This window comes from Gudongella oleilytica (assembly GCF_004101785.1).
GTDB classification, from domain to species: Bacteria; Bacillota; Clostridia; order Tissierellales; family Tissierellaceae; genus Gudongella; species Gudongella oleilytica.
In genome coordinates, this window is sequence record NZ_CP035130.1 from 1,941,261 (window position 1) to 1,958,258 (window position 16,998).

General features: G+C 44.8%; 17 protein-coding genes. 7 read left to right on the plus strand and 10 right to left on the minus strand.

The window, feature by feature from the left end; genetic code table 11:
• Positions 1-10 precede the first annotated feature (10 nt).
• The 3 genes from EC328_RS09390 to EC328_RS09400 all read right to left on the minus strand — a co-directional run bounded on the left by EC328_RS09390 (position 11) and on the right by EC328_RS09400 (position 2,980).
• Positions 11-1,135 (minus strand): SpoIIE family protein phosphatase, encoded by a 1,125-nt coding sequence (locus EC328_RS09390; RefSeq protein WP_240671472.1) that lies wholly within the window; start codon positions 1,133-1,135, stop codon positions 11-13.
• A 173-nt stretch (positions 1,136-1,308) separates the two neighbouring features.
• Complete coding sequence (locus EC328_RS09395) at positions 1,309-1,836, minus strand: cob(I)yrinic acid a,c-diamide adenosyltransferase (RefSeq protein ID WP_128426548.1); 528 nt, start codon at positions 1,834-1,836, stop codon at positions 1,309-1,311.
• 13 nt (positions 1,837-1,849) lie between these two features.
• Complete coding sequence (locus EC328_RS09400) at positions 1,850-2,980, minus strand: THUMP domain-containing class I SAM-dependent RNA methyltransferase (protein WP_128426549.1); 1,131 nt, start codon at positions 2,978-2,980, stop codon at positions 1,850-1,852.
• A 149-nt stretch (positions 2,981-3,129) separates the two neighbouring features.
• Between EC328_RS09400 and EC328_RS09405 the strand changes: the two genes are divergently transcribed.
• The 4 genes from EC328_RS09405 (at position 3,130) to EC328_RS09415 (ending at position 6,125) form a co-directional block, all read left to right on the plus strand.
• Positions 3,130-3,504, plus strand: coding sequence for a class II SORL domain-containing protein (locus tag EC328_RS09405; RefSeq protein WP_128426550.1), 375 nt, complete (start codon positions 3,130-3,132; stop codon positions 3,502-3,504).
• Positions 3,505-3,783: 279 nt separating this feature from the next.
• Positions 3,784-5,007: a tyrosine--tRNA ligase gene (gene tyrS, locus EC328_RS09410; RefSeq protein ID WP_128426551.1), complete on the plus strand. Its 1,224-nt coding sequence runs from the start codon at positions 3,784-3,786 to the stop codon at positions 5,005-5,007.
• Between the two features lie 267 nt (positions 5,008-5,274).
• Positions 5,275-5,418, plus strand: coding sequence for a hypothetical protein (locus tag EC328_RS11540; protein WP_164906089.1), 144 nt, complete (start codon positions 5,275-5,277; stop codon positions 5,416-5,418).
• A 122-nt stretch (positions 5,419-5,540) separates the two neighbouring features.
• Positions 5,541-6,125: a PucR family transcriptional regulator gene (locus tag EC328_RS09415; protein WP_128426552.1), complete on the plus strand. Its 585-nt coding sequence runs from the start codon at positions 5,541-5,543 to the stop codon at positions 6,123-6,125.
• A 15-nt stretch (positions 6,126-6,140) separates the two neighbouring features.
• Here EC328_RS09415 and EC328_RS09420 read toward each other — a convergent pair whose 3' ends face one another.
• On the minus strand, positions 6,141-7,304 hold the full coding sequence (locus tag EC328_RS09420) for an amidohydrolase (protein WP_128426553.1): 1,164 nt from the start codon (positions 7,302-7,304) through the stop codon (positions 6,141-6,143).
• 1 nt (position 7,305) lies between these two features.
• A complete protein-coding gene (locus EC328_RS09425; protein ID WP_128426554.1) occupies positions 7,306-8,541 on the minus strand; it encodes a Zn-dependent hydrolase in 1,236 nt (411 codons plus the stop codon).
• A 277-nt stretch (positions 8,542-8,818) separates the two neighbouring features.
• On the opposite strand from EC328_RS09425, the gene EC328_RS09430 reads away from it, so the two are divergent.
• The 3 genes from EC328_RS09430 to EC328_RS09440 are packed head-to-tail and all read left to right on the plus strand — an operon-like array spanning position 8,819 to position 11,795.
• Positions 8,819-9,958 (plus strand): acyl-CoA dehydrogenase, encoded by a 1,140-nt coding sequence (locus EC328_RS09430; RefSeq protein WP_128427044.1) that lies wholly within the window; start codon positions 8,819-8,821, stop codon positions 9,956-9,958.
• Between the two features lie 12 nt (positions 9,959-9,970).
• Positions 9,971-10,759 carry an electron transfer flavoprotein subunit beta/FixA family protein gene (locus EC328_RS09435; protein WP_128426555.1) on the plus strand — a complete coding sequence of 263 codons (789 nt, stop codon included), beginning with the start codon at positions 9,971-9,973 and terminating at the stop codon, positions 10,757-10,759.
• A gap of 10 nt (positions 10,760-10,769) precedes the next feature.
• Positions 10,770-11,795, plus strand: a complete 1,026-nt coding sequence (locus tag EC328_RS09440) for an electron transfer flavoprotein subunit alpha/FixB family protein (protein ID WP_128426556.1) — start codon at positions 10,770-10,772, stop codon at positions 11,793-11,795.
• 59 nt (positions 11,796-11,854) lie between these two features.
• Here the strand turns inward: EC328_RS09440 and EC328_RS09445 are convergent, their stop codons facing one another.
• The 5 genes from EC328_RS09445 to EC328_RS09465 form a co-directional block, all read right to left on the minus strand.
• Positions 11,855-12,664, minus strand: coding sequence for a purine nucleoside phosphorylase YfiH/LACC1 family protein (locus EC328_RS09445; protein WP_128426557.1), 810 nt, complete (start codon positions 12,662-12,664; stop codon positions 11,855-11,857).
• Positions 12,631-13,215, minus strand: a complete 585-nt coding sequence (locus EC328_RS09450; protein ID WP_128426558.1) for a nucleotidyltransferase family protein — start codon at positions 13,213-13,215, stop codon at positions 12,631-12,633. The genes EC328_RS09445 and EC328_RS09450 overlap by 34 nt, the downstream gene beginning before the upstream one ends.
• Entirely contained in the window at positions 13,216-14,766 is a 1,551-nt protein-coding gene (gene glpK, locus EC328_RS09455; RefSeq protein ID WP_128426559.1) for a glycerol kinase GlpK, read from the minus strand. It abuts the gene before it with no gap.
• A 75-nt stretch (positions 14,767-14,841) separates the two neighbouring features.
• Positions 14,842-15,069: a MoaD/ThiS family protein gene (locus EC328_RS09460; protein ID WP_206363849.1), complete on the minus strand. Its 228-nt coding sequence runs from the start codon at positions 15,067-15,069 to the stop codon at positions 14,842-14,844.
• Positions 15,069-16,859, minus strand: coding sequence for an aldehyde ferredoxin oxidoreductase family protein (locus EC328_RS09465; RefSeq protein ID WP_128426560.1), 1,791 nt, complete (start codon positions 16,857-16,859; stop codon positions 15,069-15,071). The genes EC328_RS09460 and EC328_RS09465 overlap by 1 nt, the downstream gene beginning before the upstream one ends.
• Between the last annotated feature and the right edge of the window lie 139 nt (positions 16,860-16,998).

Genomic DNA, 16,998 nt, shown 5'->3' on the forward strand with positions numbered 1-16,998 from the left:
GGTTAGTCTCCTATTCCATTACCTCCAGCAGCACGAGGGCATAATCATCATTCTGCTCCCCCCAGCTGTGGATTATGAATTTTTCCTCTATTTCCTTTAGCATATTGTCAGGGTTTTTTCTTACTGTTTCAAGTACTCCCTCGATTCCAAACTGAACGTCGTTGTGGTCCCTTGCTTCAGTTATTCCATCTGTATACAGCAGGACCTTGTCACCCTTTTCCAGGGAAACCTCCTTCTCCTTATAGGTAACCCCTCCGAAAAGCATCGTTATCGGGTATCCCTTTATTTTTAACGGCTCGACATGGCCTGAGTTGAATTTGATCGGGTAGCAATTATGACCTGCGTTGGAGTAAATCAGTTTATGAGTCTCTTTGTCATATACACCGTAAAAAATAGTAAAGTATTTATCCGCCTCCAGGTCCAGAGCAGTAAACCTTCTATGGAGCTCCTCCAGAGTCTCAGAGGGGCTTCTGATCTCATCCTTGATGCTTCTCATGGTTTCTTTGATGAACATGGTCATCATTGAGGCGGCGATCCCATGACCGGCTACGTCGCAAATGTATATCCCAAGCGACCTTTCATCGATGTGGAAGATATCAAACATGTCTCCGCTCAGCATCTCAGATGCCTTGTAGATGTAGTCTACGGTCACATTGTCTATTATTCCTCTTTTTGGCAGGACTTTTTCCTGTATCCTTCTTGCAAAGTGAAGGTCCTTGCTTATCTTTTTGTTTCTCTCGATAAGCTCAAGCTCAAGCTTTCGCTCCCTGGTGACATTCCGGAAGACCTCAACCGCTGCATTTATTTTCCCGTTGCTGTCCCTGACCGGGGAGCTCTTGACGGAATAATACTGTCCGTTTATTATCTCTTCCTTTTGTACAGTCTCTCCCGTTGCTATGCTTTTATTGGTTATGCAGAAGGCGCATCTTTCATCCTTGCAATATGATTTATAGCATTCTCTTCCTACTATGTCCTCTCCAAGAGCCTTCCTCATTGAGCTGTTGGCAAAAATAACCTTGCCATTCAGGTCCACAACGCGGACCCAGTCAGCCATGCCCTCAAGGACGTGGTAGTTCAGGATTCCATACTCGATGTAATCCATACCCTCATTTATGGTTTTTCTTCCATCAATCATGATCATCACTCCAAGCCGGGCAATTTGATAAAGAATTAACTATTAATTATACCCCTTACCGATAAAAACGGTGATTACCATAATTGTATACCATAATTCGTCATATTTCCACAGATTAATTGCGTGTTTTACAAAATTCCGGCTCATTCCATGCCATATTCAGTTGTTAAGGTTCACTGGTACTTTACAGAGCTCTGCTGATCCTCGGAATACCTTGCCATTGCGTAGATCGCATCCGACAATCTGTTAACGTATTTGACGACCAGAGGATCCACCTCAGCTACGCCGGTGAGGCTTACGATCCTTCTCTCCGCCCTTCTGCAGACAGTCCTTGCAACGTGGAGATAGCCCGATTCGACGCTGGATCCAGGCACGATGAAGCCTGTGGGATCATTAAGCCTTCCCATATACAGGTCGATTATCTCCTCAAGATACTTAATGTCCTCTTCCTTGATCTTATACATAACCTTCGCCTGGTTCTCTGTTGCCAGGTTGGTTGCTACGGTAAAAAGCTTGTTTTGGATCGTGAAGATCTGTTCCTTCATCTCAGGCTCTTTTACGAAGTTCTTGGCCAGCCCTAAAAACGAACCAAGCTCGTCGATGGTGCCATAGCTTTCCACTCTTATATCATCCTTAGTGACTCTTTTGTTGTCAAACAGGGAAGTCGTGCCCTTATCACCAGTTTTAGTATAAATACCCATTACCATCTACCTCCTACTTTGGTCTCGGTCCATAGAATTGATAGTAGTCTACCTTTATTCGTCCGTTGTAAAGCTTCCTCTTCCTGTCAGCTTTTTTCCCGTAAAGACTTTCAAACTCCTCATTTGAGGTTATGACATAAATGGACCAGGTTTCAAGAGGTCTGAATTTGCTTCCAAAATCAGTATAAAGCTTTCTAACCTCTTCTCTCTCTCCCATACGCTCGCCATATGGCGGGTTGGTTATTACAACCCCATATTCGTCGTTTATGTCAACGTCCCGCATGTCCTTCATAAAAAAAGCAATGTCGTCCTCAAGCCCAAGATTTGCCGCATTGTCTCTGGCTCTTAGGATCGACCTCTTATCAGTATCGCAGCCTAAAAGTTTAAGCTGTGAGTCAAAATCAATTGCGCTGCGTGCCTTTATCCTTTCGCTGCTCCATATCTCAGGGGAAATTATACTCCATTTTTCAGCATCGAAGTTCCTGTCCAGGCCAGGAGCCATGTTCCTGCCTATCATTGCGGCTTCTATAAGGATCGTTCCTGATCCGCAGAATGGATCCAGGAGGACTCTGTCCTTGTTCCAGTAGCTGAGTAATATCATAGCAGCTGCAAGGGTTTCCTTTATTGGAGCATCGCCCGCTCTGTCCCTGTAGCCTCTTTTGTGAAGTCCGTCACCTGAGGTGTCCAGGGTTATAGTCGCTATGTCTTTCAGGATGGAAACCTCTATTCGATACCTGGCTCCTGACTTTGAGAACCATTCCACAGGATATTTCTCTTTCAGCTTGTCAACTATGGCCTTTTCAGCTATCCGCTGGCTGTCAGAAATGCTGTATAGCTTTGAGTTAATGCTTTTCCCCTCAACGATGAAGGCACCGTCCTCGGGTATCCAGTCTGCCCATTGGACAGCCCTGGTTCCCTGAAACAGCTCCTCAAAGCTGGTAGCCTTAAATTCGGCAAGCTTGACAAGTACCCTATCCACGGTCCTTAGCCACAAATTGGTTTTTACAATATCATCAAGACCGCCTTTAAACTCGATTTTACCGTTTTCAACCTTAATGTTTCCATATCCAAGAGCTTCAAGCTCTCTTTTGGCAACTGCCTCCAGACCAAATGTGGTGGTGGCTATCAAGTTTATATCCTTCATAAGCAACGCTCCTCTCTGTCCTAAGTATACTCAAGTTTTGGTGCTTTTAATCAGGACAGATGACAAAGGAGGTCTTACTGAGATACTTTTTGTGATAACCCGATATATGAGGGGTATAAAGTAACAAAATGTTAAAGGAGGAATGAGTTATGAGTATAGGTACAATGTATCAAAGCGGAGACTGGAAGGGAGAGAAGCACGTACCGGTGATCCATGCGCCTGAATCTGCTAAAAAAGGCGAGGAAATAGAGGTCAAGGTCCTTGTTGGCGAACAGATCCCTCACCCCAATACCCTTGAGCACTACATAGCATGGATCAAGGTTTATTTCAAGGCTGACGAGGGCAAATTCCCGGTTGAGATCGCCACAATATCATTTGCTGCCCATGGCGAGTCTGAAATCCTTACAAACCCGTTTGGAGTGGTCAGATTCAAGGTTCCCGCTTCAGGTTCCATAATTGCAGCAAGCTACTGCAATATCCACGGTCTGTGGGAAAACTCAGCTGCAATAGCAGTGACAGAGTAGTTTCCACTGAATAGAATGTTGACATTGCCATCTGCGTGTATTAATATGAGGTTAACTGTATATTGACGATGATGGAACAAGTAGGCGGTCGGTAATGTTTTAAGAGAGAGCTGAGGATGGTGGAAAATCGGCAGAGCACGGCGCTGAATTACAGTCCTGAGTCTTGTGGTAGAGCTGCACCATACGCAGCGAGAGGCTTTTTGCGAATTAAGGTGGTACCACGGGTTTTCTCGTCCTTATGGATGAGAAAGCCCTTATTTTTTTTCAGGAGGTTTTTCTATGGCAAATGTATTTGACGTTTTGAATGAAAGAGGTTACATCGATCAGGTAACACATGAGGAGGAGCTCAGGGAGCTGTTGGAGAAGGAATCCGTGGCATTCTATATAGGCTTTGATGCCACTGCGGACAGTCTTACGCTTGGACATTTCCTCCAGATGATGGTTATGATGCATATGCAAAGGGCTGGTCACAAGCCCATTGCACTTCTTGGCGGAGGAACTACGATGATAGGCGATCCCTCCGGAAAGTCGGATATGCGAAAAGTATTGACGAGAGAGATGATCGACCATAATGCAGAATGCTTTAAGGAACAGTTCAAGAGATTCCTGGACTTTAACGATGACAGAGCAATAATGGTGAATAACGCAGACTGGCTAATGGATCTTAATTTTGTAAACTTCATGCGAGAGATCGGGGTCCACTTCTCAGTTAACAGAATGCTTACTTTTGACTGCTACAAGAACAGGCTGGAGCAGGGACTTACATTTTTCGAATTTGGCTACATGCTGATGCAAAGCTATGATTTTCTGTACCTATACAGACACCACAACTGCAAGATGCAGCTTGGAGGAAGCGACCAGTGGTCTAATATAATCGGAGGCTATGAGCTTGTCAGGAAGCTTGAGCAGGATAAGGTATACGGAATGACTTTCAAGCTCCTGACAACTGCCGCGGGGACAAAGATGGGAAAAACCGAGAAGGGTACGATCTGGCTTGACAGGAAGAAGACCTCTCCATATGAACTGTTCCAGTACCTTAGAAATGTTGACGACAGAGATGTTGAGAAATTCCTGGCACTCCTGACATTCCTTCCCATGGATGAGGTCAGAAGACTGAGTGCACTTAAGGATGCTGAGATCAATATGGCCAAAGAGGTCCTTGCATACGAGGTCACTCAAATGGTACACGGCAAGGAGGATGCGGATAAGGCTTTGGAGGCTTCGAGGTCATTATTTGCAGGCTCTGCGGATTCAGAGTCCATTCCTTCTACCGACATGGATGCGAAAATTTTTGAGGAAGGGATCGGAATTCTCGATCTTATGAGAGAGCTCGGACTTATTAAGACAAATAGCGAGGGAAGGCGTCTGGTAGAGCAAGGCGGCATTACTATTGACGGCGAAAAGGTGGAGGCTGTCGACAGGATGGTATCGCTTGACGACTTCAAGGACGGCAGGATATTGATAAGAAAAGGCAAAAAGGTGTACCACCAGGTAAAAATCTGATTTGGAGGGAATCCAATGCAGAAATCCGAAAGAAGAATACTGGAGCTTCAAAATATCCTGGAGGCAACAAGACTGCTCAATGCTACCTCCACAACAGGTTTACTGAGATGATCCTTAAGAAAAGCACCATAGACGATATTGTTCGGGAGGTGTCGATGCTCCTGCAGAGCGATGTTTTTGTCATAGACTCCTTTTATTCCGTGATAAGCTACTGGGGAGATTTCTCAGTATCAAGAGATGCACTCACCTTTCAAAAATCAAATCTGCTTGATCATATGGATGTTCAATCTTGAACAGTCTATAAAGGGGGATCTCTTTGACAACCTTATGAATTCAGGCAGTCTGGAGTCCATCGAGGCATTTTCCAAAAGGTACAAGGTCGATCTTGAAGGCCCCACAGACTTATCCTGATAAGGTTGGAGCTACCCACGATTCAGGTTTCAAATTATAAGCTTATAAAGCATTTGTATGAGGAAGTAAACGCACTGGCTTTGCAGAGGTTTAAAAATTGTCTTTTATTGCTGAAGGGAAATATGATCATCGTACTTCTTGACGAGACTAAGAATCCAACCCGTAAGGGTATAATGGAATTCCATAGGGATCTGGTTAACTACTTTATTGGCTCTGAGTTCTCCCACATTTACTCTCCAGCCATATCGATGGTTGTAAGCGAAAGAATCGACGACTGGAAACAGCTGCGTACTACCTATGACTATTCCTTCAGGCTTTTTGAACTTGCGCCGATCGGGGCTTTAAGGGATAAATGTGTGTTCTATGAGGATTTTGAGGTTAAAAGGTTCCTCCTGAAGGCGGACAGAAAAGAGCTGGAGGAGTTTGTGATCAAGGTATTCCGCCCGCTTTCAGAATACCCTGGCTTTTCACGGGCTGAGCTGTACCAAACATTAAAAGTCTATATCAAAAGCTGTGGAAATTGGTCCGGCACCAGGGATACCCTTCATATTCACGGGAATACCCTTACCTACAGATTGTCAAGGGTAAAGGAGATCCTAAGCCTTGACCTTGATGACTATGAAAAGAGACTTAGGCTTCAGCTTGCCTTTGAGATCATTTCAATTTACCCAGAGCTTGAGAAAAAAATATGCCCTGACTCCTTATAGGATTCAGGGCAGTTTTTATTTACTTAGAAAATCAAGAGCAAATTGTGTGTAAAGACCTGCTGATACCCCAAGAGCATCCTCGTCGATATCGAACTTTGGATGATGGTGAGGGTAATAGTCCAGCTTGGCAGTATTTTTTGAACCAACAAAGGCAAATGTCGAAGGAGCATATTCTGAGAAAAATGCAAAATCCTCTCCTCCTGAGGTCTTTTCAAAGGTCACCAGGCCTTCTTCGCCAGCAACTTTTTTAACTGATTCGGCAGCTATAGCTGACATCATAGGATCATTGATGGTAGGAATGGTCATTTGAGTATATTCCATTCTTGCTTCCGCCCTATATGCCTGTGCTGTCATCTCTACAATTCTTCTGATCTGACCTTCAAAGGCATTGTTTACCTCCATACTGTAACATCTTGTAGTGCCTTCCATATAAGCCTCACCCGATATTACATTCCATCTGGAGCCGCTTCTTATCATTCCGACGGTAACAACTGCAGTATCTGAAGGGTTTATCTCCCTGTTGACTATGCTCTGGAGGTTCATGACGATGGCAGATGCCACAACTGATGCGTCTACTGTCTGGTGCGGCATAGCACCGTGGCCGCCTTTTCCGGTGATATATACCTTAAACATTCCAGCTGATGCCATCCTTGGTCCAGCTTCCACAGATACCTTTCCTGTTTCAACGTCATTCCAGATGTGGATCCCAAAAATTCCATCCACGCCCTCCATTACTCCATCCTTGATCATGGCAAGCGCACCCTGGGCAACTTCTTCACCTGGCTGAAATATCAGCTTTACTGTACCGTCAAACTCATCCTTGATCTCATTGAGGACCTTTGCCGCTGTTAGCAGGCCGGAAATATGAGTATCATGTCCACATGCATGCATCATTCCATCGATTTTTGACTTATAAGGTACAGGATTTTCCTCCTGAACCTCCAATGCGTCAATATCTGCTCTCAGAGCTATAGTTTTTCCAGGTCCTTTTCCCTTAATGATACCTACGACCCCTGTCCCTCCGCATGGATAGTGTTCTATACCCATAGCCTTAAGTTCTTCCATTATTCTCTTTTGAGTATTGAATTCCTTCATGCTTGGTTCAGGATTTTCGTGAAAGTATCTCCTCGTTGCTACTGCATAGTCCAAATGCTTCTTCATTAATTCCTTGATATCCATTTTATACCTCCCCTAATTTTAGTATTGTATCATATATCAATTCGATTCCCTTTTGCAGCTTGTCAAAATCTGTCCATTCTTCCTTGCAATGGCTTCTGCCATCCTTACTGGGTACGAATATCAATCCAACTTCACTGACGGCAGCCATGATCATAGCATCGTGGCCTGCCCCGCTTGACATCTTCTGAGAGGATAAGCCAAGCTTACCCGCAGATTCCTCAAACATTCCTATGACCTCTTCGCTCATCCTCACGGGCTTCACATTGAGCATGTCGAAAACCTGATAAGAAACCTCCGAGCCACTGGTCAACTGATCAAGGTCTTTTAGGATCTTATCTTTTACTCTTATTATACTCTCCTGATCCTTGGACCTGATATCAACAGTAAACACTACCTGCGCAGGTACTATGTTCGCAGCTCCGGGTTTTACCTCAAGCACGCCTACAGTAGCTACAGTGCCGTTATTCTCTGGTGTCGGGTAGCTGTCGATCTTTGAAATCACCTTAGCTGCTACGCCAAGAGCGTCCGCCCTCATGTCCATTGGTGTTGTCCCTGCATGATCCGGCCTTCCTGAGAGTATTACCTTGAACTCATTTATACCTACTATAAACTCTACTATGCCAACATCCTTGTCGTTCTTTTCGAGGATAGGTCCCTGCTCGATATGAAGCTCTATAAAGGCCTTTACTTTTGAGGGGTCTCTTTTCGCCTCGTTTATCCTGCGGGGGTCAAAACCGAATTTTTCCAACGCTTCAGCCATAGATACTCCCTCGCTGTCCTTGTTAGCCTGGAGCTGTTCATAGGTAACAAGTCCAGCCATTGCTCTGCTGCCGAAAACTCCTGACCCAAATCGGCCGCCTTCTTCCTCGATCATCGCGACGAATTCGATCGGGTACTTGGTTCTGACTTTGTTTTCATCCAGAGTTCTCATAATTTCTAAAGCCATGACTACACCCGCAGGACCGTCAAAGTTTCCCCCGTTTCTTACAGAATCGAAGTGTGAGCCTATCATTATTGCCGGAGCAGCCGGATCGGTACCTTCTCTTCTTGCAAAAAGTGTAGCTGCCTGATCTTCGTATATCTTAACATCGAGTTTTTCCAGCTCTCTTTTCAGGTAGTTTCTTGCTGCCCTGTCTTCCTCAGTCAGTGAGAATCTTGTCAATCCTCCATCCTTGCTGCTGTTGAACTTTGAGAGCTCAACTATGTCTCTTTCTATTCTTTCAAGCTTTGTTCTCATAGCACCCCTCCCCTTTATTGTATTTCACTAAAGTATAGCAATAAATCGAATTATTTTCTATGGTGTACAGAACAAATATTGGATAAATATTTTGAAATTTAGCTTAATAATCGAGCATAGTTTGATTATTTTTTATCAAATATTCTCAAACTCCTTGATTTATGTTTCAAATGTTTTATAATAGTAAATAGTGATTAATTTAACAATTTCAATATTTTTTTGACTTACTTTGTTACTATTTTATCAATAATAAGGGGTGAAGTTCTTGAGTAAGGCAATGCATTTTGATTTAAGCGAAAAGCAGGCGTTAATGAGGAAGCTTTTCCGGGAATTTTCGGAGAAGGAAGTTAAGCCGATAGCAGCAGATATCGACGAGGAGGAAAGATTTCCCGTAGAAACAGTAGAAAAAATGAAGGCAATAGGTATGATGGGAATACCCTTTGAAAGCAGGTATGGTGGTTCTGACGGAGATAACCTTTCATACATATTGGCGGTGGAGGAGCTTTCCAAGGTATGCGGCACAACTGGAGTAATTCTTTCTGCCCATACCTCTCTGGGATGCAACCCTATCTATACCTACGGAAACGAAGAGCAAAAGGAGAAATATCTGGTGCCGCTGGCCAGAGGTGAGAAGCTTGGGGCATTTGGCCTTACTGAGCCGAATGCGGGTACCGATGCGGCGATGCAGCAAACGGTTGCGATCAGGGAAGGCGACTATTACAGGATCAACGGATCGAAGATATTCATTACTAACGGAGGCTATGCAGATACTTATATAGTGTTTGCAATGACCGATAAATCAAAGGGTAATCGAGGCATTTCAGCCTTTATCCTTGAGAAAGGCATGGATGGTTTTTCTATCGGCAAAACTGAACACAAGCTTGGCATAAAGGGAAGTTCAACCACTGAGCTTATTTTCAAGGATGTCATGGTTCCAAAGGAAAATCTGCTTGGAGCAGAGGGCAAGGGCTTCATGATAGCCATGTCTACTCTTGATGGAGGCAGGATCGGTATAGCTGCTCAAGCTCTTGGGATTGCACAGGGTTCTCTTGATGAGACGATTAAGTATGTGAAGGAGAGGAAGCAATTCGGCAAGCCAATTGCAGCCTTCCAGAACACACAGTTTACCATTGCCGATCTACAGACCAAAATAGATGCGGCAAGGCTTTTGGTTTACAGAGCAGCTTACCTGAAGGATACGAATCAAAGCTACAGCACTGAGGCAGCAATGGCCAAGCTATTCGCTTCAGAGGTTGCTATGGAGACTACGACTAAGGCGATCCAGCTGCATGGAGGATATGGCTATACCAGAGACTATCCGGTGGAAAGAATGTTCAGAGACGCTAAGATAACCGAGATATATGAGGGTACCTCAGAGGTGCAGAAGATGGTTATCGCAAGTAAAATACTAAGATAATAGGAGATTGCTATGAATATACTGGTCTTACTAAAGCAAGTACCCGATACAACTGAAATGAAGATCGATAAGGAAACCGGGACTCTTATTAGAGCAGGAGTTCCTACTATAACCAATCCGGACGATCTTGCTGGTCTTGAAGCCGCTCTAAGACTTAAGGATTCAATGGGAGCAAAGGTAACATGCATCACCATGGGGCCGCCACAAGCCAAGAATATGATGAGAGAGCTTTATGCAATGGGGGCTGATGAAGCCATAGTGCTAAGTGACATGAAGTTCAGCGGAGCTGACACATGGGCTACATCCAATACACTGGCAGCTCTTATCAGAAATCTGGAATTTGATCTTATCATTGCAGGACGTCAGGCTATAGACGGCGATACAGCTCAGGTCGGTCCGCAGACAGCTGAGAAGCTGGGACTACCGCAAATAACATATGTTGACGATATTATCGCTGTGAAGGAAGGTAAAATAATTGTCAAAAAAGCATTGGAGAGCACCTATGAGATCGTTGAAGCTCCACTTCCCTGTGTGATCACCACACTAAGCACCCTCGCCACCCCAAGGTATATGCATGTAAGAGGAATAAGCCATGCATTCGAGAGAGATATAAAGATCATGACCTTTGATGATATCCAGATAGACCAATCGATCATAGGGCTGAAGGGCTCGCCAACAAAGGTTAAAAAGACCTTTACCAAGGAAGTCCACAAGAATTCTGATATTCTTCACCTTGACGGCAAGGCGGCAGCAAGAAAAGTCTTCGATATTATGGTCGATTTCAAGTTTATAGGAAAGTAGGGTGAATAATATGAATCTAAATGAATACAAGGATATCTATGTTTTCTGTGAGGTCAAGGACGGAAAGGTCCACGATGCATCACTGGAGCTTTTAGGCGAGGCTTCAAGACTTGTTAAAGGAAGGCCACAGCTTGAGTATAAGGTAGTGGGAGTTTTGATAGGGAATCATTCCGATGATGTTGCTGCCCATGTAGGCTGGTATGGTGCAGATAAGGTGGTTTTCCTCAAGAATGATGATATTAAACACTACAGCACAGAAATTTTCACTTCCCTTTTCACAGAAATGATAGAGACAGATAAGCCGGATATTGTGCTAATACCTGCCACAGTTATGGGAAGAGACCTGGCTCCAAGGATAGCAGCCAGGTGTGACACTGGGCTTACTGCTGATGCTACCAAGCTTGAGCTTAATCCTGAGGATGCTGACTCAAGCCTGTTGTATGTTACGAGACCAGCATTCGGGGGTAATCTTTTCGGAACGATAATAAACGAAACGAAGAGACCTCAGATGACAACTATAAGACCTGGAGTTATGGAGATGCTCCATAAGGATGAGCATAGATGCTTCGAGATCGATAAAAGGGAGGTTTCCATAGACCATATAAACGACCCTGTCAAAATCCTCGAGGTAATGCACAAGGACCACATGGCTGTTGATATTACCAAGGCCGACATAATAGTATCAGGCGGAAGAGGTATAGGAGATAATTTCCACGTGCTTCAGGAATGTGCAGATATCATGGGCGCTGTAGTAGGTGCCTCCAGAGGCGCTGTCGACAAGGGCTACATTGCGAAGGACCACCAGGTGGGACAGACAGGCAAGACCGTCAAGCCCAAGGTATACATAGCATGCGGTATATCAGGTGCCGTACAGCACCTTGCCGGGATGGAGAAGTCAGACTATATTATAGCAATAAACAAGGATCCTGAGGCAGCTATATTTGGTGTGGCAAATATCGGTATTGTGGGCGATGCGCTGGAAATACTTCCTCTTCTTACCCAGGAGATAAAGCGCTACAGAGAAAGACCCTATTAAAAATATCCAATAATATCTTGAGCTCCTGATCAAAGTATCAGGAGCTCCTTCTTAAGTGGTTATTTTATCATAGTGATCATACCCATGAGTCCATAGGATGCCTTGTCCCTTCTGTATGAGTGGAACCTATTATCCGAGAAGGTGGAAATCGGTATGATATTTATGTTATGCTCCTTGACCCCTGCATTTAAGAGTAGCTCCCTGTTTATCAGCTGAAGATCAACAAGGAATTTCCTTTCATTTTTCTTACGCACAGCTTCAGGGATATGTCCGTGTATATCAATGAACCTGGATGCAACATCCCACTCCACCTCAAAATCATCTCTTCCAATGCATGGTCCTATAAGAGCAATTATATCCTCTCCCTTTGAATTGAAATTCCTCTTCATTGCATGGACTCCTTTTTCCCCGATCTTTAAGAGAGTACCCTTCCATCCTGAATGGATATTTGCGTGGACTTTATTTTTTATGTCAAACAGTACGATCGGAACACAGTCAGCAAATCTTGTCAGCAGACATACTTTAGTCATATCGGTGATGAGTCCGTCTGTGGACGGTATATATCTTCCGTAGGGACTTGCCAGCCCCTGATCGAGGGAATTTATTATTTCCAAATTGTTGGTGTGCTCCTGGTACCCGTTGTACAGGAGCCTTGGCTCGCTTCCAAGTACGTCGAATGCATACTTCAGGTTATTTCTTATGGACTCTATATCCCCATTGGTTGAGGTACCAACGTCCATATCGCCTGTTGTCATGCATATGGACAGCCCCGCCTTAATAAGCTCCGGGAATGTGAGAAACTGATGTCCGTTTTGACTTACGAAAATATGCTCCATTACAATATTTCTCCTCCATTTGCCATTAGCCATCTGTAATCGTCCAGGGTGTCCACATCCGCTACCAGCCTTTCATTCTCAACCTCCACAAGCTCTATGTCCTCGGGATTGCCTTCAATTATCTCAAAGCCTCCATGTTCTCCCTGGACCCGAAGCAAATCCTCTCTATAGCTTTCCGAAAACAGTATCGGCATTTTTATCCTGTTTCTGAGTACGGGGGCTATTATACCCTTTCCCGTCTCCATATGCTTTTCTATGAGAAGGTCGATAAATCCAGAAGTTATATATGGCTGGTCTGCAGCCAGGAAAAGATACCCGTTAGCCTCGGATGCTGCAACTCCAAGCTTTACGCTTTCAGCCTGACCCAATATGGCATTTTTGTTCATGACTGGCGTTACGCCCAGACTTTTCCCTATCTCCATCAGTCTTTCATCTCTGCATACCAGGATTATTTTGTTCAGCCTTGAGGCTCTTGCAGCGAGTATTACTTTTTCAACCACTGTATCCGATCCCAGTGACAACAGAAGTTTGTTTTTTCCCATCCGTTTGGAAAAACCGGATGCCAGTATAATCCCGTCTATCATTTAATCCTCCTCCGGTTCCCAGCCTCTGGATCTCTCCACAGCTCTCTTCCAATCCCTGTAAAGCCTTTCCCTTGAAGAGGTATCCATACCGGGCTCGAATATTCTATCCAATATCCTGTTCCCTACTATCTCTTCCTTGCTTTGCCAGAAGCCTACAGCAAGTCCTGCCATATATGCAACTCCCAGGGCTGTAGTTTCAGTTACTGATGGTCTCTCTACATGGGTATTCAATATATCAGCCTGAAACTGCATCAGGAAGTTGTTAGCTACTGCACCACCATCAACCTTCAACGCTTTTAGCTTTATTCCTGAATCTTCCTCCATGGAATCCAGGACTTCTTTAGTCTGGTAGGCAATTGATTCAAGGGATGCCCTCACTATATGCTCTGCTTTGGTGCCTCTCGTTATACCTACTATTGTCCCTCTGGCATACATATCCCAGTAGGGGGCCCCCAAGCCTACAAAGGCAGGAACTACGTACACCCCGTTGGCACTTGGTACTGAGGACGCCATCATTTCTGATTCAGCAGCGGTCCTTATTAGCCTCATCTCATCTCTAAGCCATTGAACTACAGCTCCTGCTACAAATATGCTCCCCTCGAGGGCATAGGTGATCCTTTCGTCCATACCCCAGGCTATCGTCGTCAGCAGCCCATTTTTCGATCTGATCACTCTGTCTCCGGTGTTCATAAGCATAAAGCAGCCTGTTCCATAGGTATTCTTCGCTTCTCCCGGTGCAAAGCAGGCTTGTCCAAACAATGCTGCCTGCTGGTCTCCCGCAACTCCGGAAATGGGAACTCTGCCTCCAAAATCCTTTTCATCAGTGTATCCAAATATTCCTGATGAGGGCATTACAACGGGGAGCATAGTCTTTGGGATATCAAGATAATCAAGAATCTTTTCATCCCACTCCAGGGACTTTATATTGTAAAGCATCGTCCTTGAGGCATTTGAGTGGTCAGTTGCATGAATCCTTCCTGATGTCAGCTTCCAGATAAGCCAGGTATCTATCGTGCCAAATAAGAGGTCCCCTCTTTCAGCCTTTTCTCTTGCTCCTTCCACGTTGTCCAGAATCCATTTTATCTTTGTTGCTGAAAAATAAGCATCGATGATCAGCCCGGTACTCTCAGATATATAATCTCCCAAGCCTTCATCCATCATACTCTGGCATATCCCGGCAGTCCTTCTGCACTGCCATACTATTGCATTATATACTGGAGTCCCCGTGTTTTTCTCCCACACCACAGTAGTCTCCCTCTGATTTGTGATTCCTATAGCTTTAAGGTCATCCGGCTTCACCGAGGCCTTCTCCAGTACCTCCTTGATTACACCTGACTGGGTAGCCCAAATCTCAAGAGGATCGTGCTCGACCCACCCGGACTTTGGATAGATCTGTCTGAAGTCCTTCTGCGCAGATGAAAAAACGCTGCCCTTATGGTCGAATAATATAGCTCTCGAGCTTGTTGTACCCTGATCCAGTGCAAGTATATATCCACCTCTCAACTCAAAACCACCTCCATTCGTTATGTATATTATAGCAATATTATTCATAATTATTAAGAACAAAAGTAAAGCATCCGGAGCTGGCGGTCATTCCACCAGTCTGGATGCTTTAAATTCATCATATCAGCCTCCTCCAACAGGAGGAAACAGGGAGATAACATCTCCCTCCTTCAGGACTGTATCAGGTTTACTCCTTGCACCGTTTATGAGCAAGATGGCAACATCGTCAATGGATATCCCTAAATCCCCGATAAGTTCTTCAGCTGTTTTATCCTTATTGGTACTAATTATCTCTTTTTTGACTCCATCACTGCGAAGAGTTGCAAAGTACCTGACCTCGACTTTTATCATTACAAACCCAATTCCTCTAATTTTTCCTTTGTTGGGATACCATCAGTCCCCCAGCCTCTCTCTGAATAGTAAACCGGAAGCATTTCGGCAAGTCTGTTTACATGGCCTTTGGAAGGACCCTCGGGAATCTCATCCTCCAGCAGTCTCCTTGGAAGAGTATCGTCCGCAGGGGTTAGGCCTGCCATCATGTTGAATTGTCTTTCTATGTTGTATATCCTTTCGCCTATCTTAAGGATATCTTTACCTGTGTAATCAGTTCCACAGATGGCGTTGCACATTTCAGCATAGTCATCAGCTCCGAGAGCGAAGGATGTGAACAGGCATACTCCAAGGGAGTCTATTGCGGCAGTAAGATCCTGGAAAGTCTTGACCCAGCCTGGCTTACCTTTGGCTTCAAATCTGTCAATCTGCTCGGGAAGACCCAAAACCTCTGGAGATATTGTATAGCCTCTCACGTGACAGCCACCTCTGTTGCTGGTTGCATAGTTCAGACCTATACCCATGATACCTCTTGGGTCATACGCAGGCATCTCAAGCTTCTTCACTGACATTGACAACTCAGGCACTCCATAGCTTTCTGTCAGTCTGTATGAGCCCATAGCCATTTTTGCACCTAAGCCCTGTCCATAGCCCATTCTCTTCGTCCATTCAGCAATGTCAGTTATATTCCCGAACTCAAGGCTTACTCCGTCAAGATCCTCATCCTTGATGTATCCTTTTTGATGAAGCTCCATAGCGGCTGCAATGGTTGCTCCAGCGGAAATAGTGTCAAGACCCATCTCATTGCACCAATAATTTGCCTTTATTATCGATTCCATATCGCTTATACCACAGGAGGCCCCGAATGCCCATAGAGTTTCATACTCAGGACCACCGCCCTCCCAGTCACCTACCTTAACATACCTTCCACACCCGATTGGGCACCTGTAGCATGCGGTCCTCTTGACCAGGTATTTTTCGGCCAGTGTTTCGCCGCTTATTTCCTCCGCTCCCTCAAATAATGCTTTCTGGAAGTTATTGGTGGGCAAGCTGCCAAGCTCATTCAGTATGTTCACAAGAACTGCTGTACCGTATGTAGGCAAGCCCTGTCCTGTTACTCCATTTTCCTTTATTATACCAAGTTGTTTTTTGTTGAGCTCTTTGATTTTCTCCTGATCGGGGACATCGGGCGCGCCTGAGCCCTTAACAACGACAGCCTTCAGGTTCTTAGATCCCATTACTGCTCCAACACCTGAACGTCCTGCTGCTCTGTCTTCATCGTTAATGATAGCTGCTATAAGCGACAAATTTTCCCCTGCAGGACCTATAGCAAGTACCTTTGCACCTTTTGCATGATTCTCCTCAAGCTTCTTTGTTGTGTAGGATACGGTTGTACCCCAAAGCTCATCTGCAGGAAGCAGCTCTGCCTTATCATCCTCTATGCTAAGATATACAGGATTCTCTGACTTGCCCTCAAATGCTATGACATCCCAGCCTGCGAATTTCATCTCTGCTCCCCATTTTCCTCCGGAATTCGAGGATGCTATAGTTCCTGAGAGCGGCGACTTGGTAACGACCATGTATCTTCCACCTGTGGCGACAGGATTTCCAGTCATCGGTCCCGAAACTATAAACAGCTTGTTTTCAGGGCTGAAGGGATCGACCTTTGGATCTACCTCATCCATCATAAGCTTGGTTCCAAGTCCCCTTCCTCCAAGGAACTTCCTGGCCATATCCATATCAAGATTCTCAGTTTTCAGGGTTCCTTCTGTCAGGTTTACTCTTAGTATCTTTCCATTGTAACCGTACATATGCAGACCTCCCATTAAATATTGTACGATATACTAATGCAAGAATAGTGCCAACTTTCAGCAAAATATAAAATTGTCGGATAGCTCTGTCTTGCTTGATTACAGGACAAAGATAAAGCGGGCAATGCTCCAATTATAA

Excerpts from the sequence above, each read along its gene's own strand:
- EC328_RS09390 (WP_240671472.1), bottom strand. The coding sequence starts at position 1,135 with ATGATTGATGGAAGAAAAACCATAAATGAGGGTATGGATTACATCGAG.
- EC328_RS09395 (WP_128426548.1), bottom strand. The coding sequence starts at position 1,836 with ATGGGTATTTATACTAAAACTGGTGATAAGGGCACGACTTCCCTGTTT.
- EC328_RS09400 (WP_128426549.1), bottom strand. The coding sequence starts at position 2,980 with ATGAAGGATATAAACTTGATAGCCACCACCACATTTGGTCTGGAGGCA.
- EC328_RS09405 (WP_128426550.1), top strand. The coding sequence starts at position 3,130 with ATGAGTATAGGTACAATGTATCAAAGCGGAGACTGGAAGGGAGAGAAG.
- tyrS (WP_128426551.1), top strand. The coding sequence starts at position 3,784 with ATGGCAAATGTATTTGACGTTTTGAATGAAAGAGGTTACATCGATCAG.
- EC328_RS09415 (WP_128426552.1), top strand. The coding sequence starts at position 5,541 with ATGATCATCGTACTTCTTGACGAGACTAAGAATCCAACCCGTAAGGGT.
- EC328_RS09420 (WP_128426553.1), bottom strand. The coding sequence starts at position 7,304 with ATGGATATCAAGGAATTAATGAAGAAGCATTTGGACTATGCAGTAGCA.
- EC328_RS09425 (WP_128426554.1), bottom strand. The coding sequence starts at position 8,541 with ATGAGAACAAAGCTTGAAAGAATAGAAAGAGACATAGTTGAGCTCTCA.
- EC328_RS09430 (WP_128427044.1), top strand. The coding sequence starts at position 8,819 with ATGCATTTTGATTTAAGCGAAAAGCAGGCGTTAATGAGGAAGCTTTTC.
- EC328_RS09435 (WP_128426555.1), top strand. The coding sequence starts at position 9,971 with ATGAATATACTGGTCTTACTAAAGCAAGTACCCGATACAACTGAAATG.
- EC328_RS09440 (WP_128426556.1), top strand. The coding sequence starts at position 10,770 with ATGAATCTAAATGAATACAAGGATATCTATGTTTTCTGTGAGGTCAAG.
- EC328_RS09445 (WP_128426557.1), bottom strand. The coding sequence starts at position 12,664 with ATGGCTAATGGCAAATGGAGGAGAAATATTGTAATGGAGCATATTTTC.
- EC328_RS09450 (WP_128426558.1), bottom strand. The coding sequence starts at position 13,215 with ATGATAGACGGGATTATACTGGCATCCGGTTTTTCCAAACGGATGGGA.
- glpK (WP_128426559.1), bottom strand. The coding sequence starts at position 14,766 with ATGAATAATATTGCTATAATATACATAACGAATGGAGGTGGTTTTGAG.
- EC328_RS09460 (WP_206363849.1), bottom strand. The coding sequence starts at position 15,069 with ATGATAAAAGTCGAGGTCAGGTACTTTGCAACTCTTCGCAGTGATGGA.
- EC328_RS09465 (WP_128426560.1), bottom strand. The coding sequence starts at position 16,859 with ATGTACGGTTACAATGGAAAGATACTAAGAGTAAACCTGACAGAAGGA.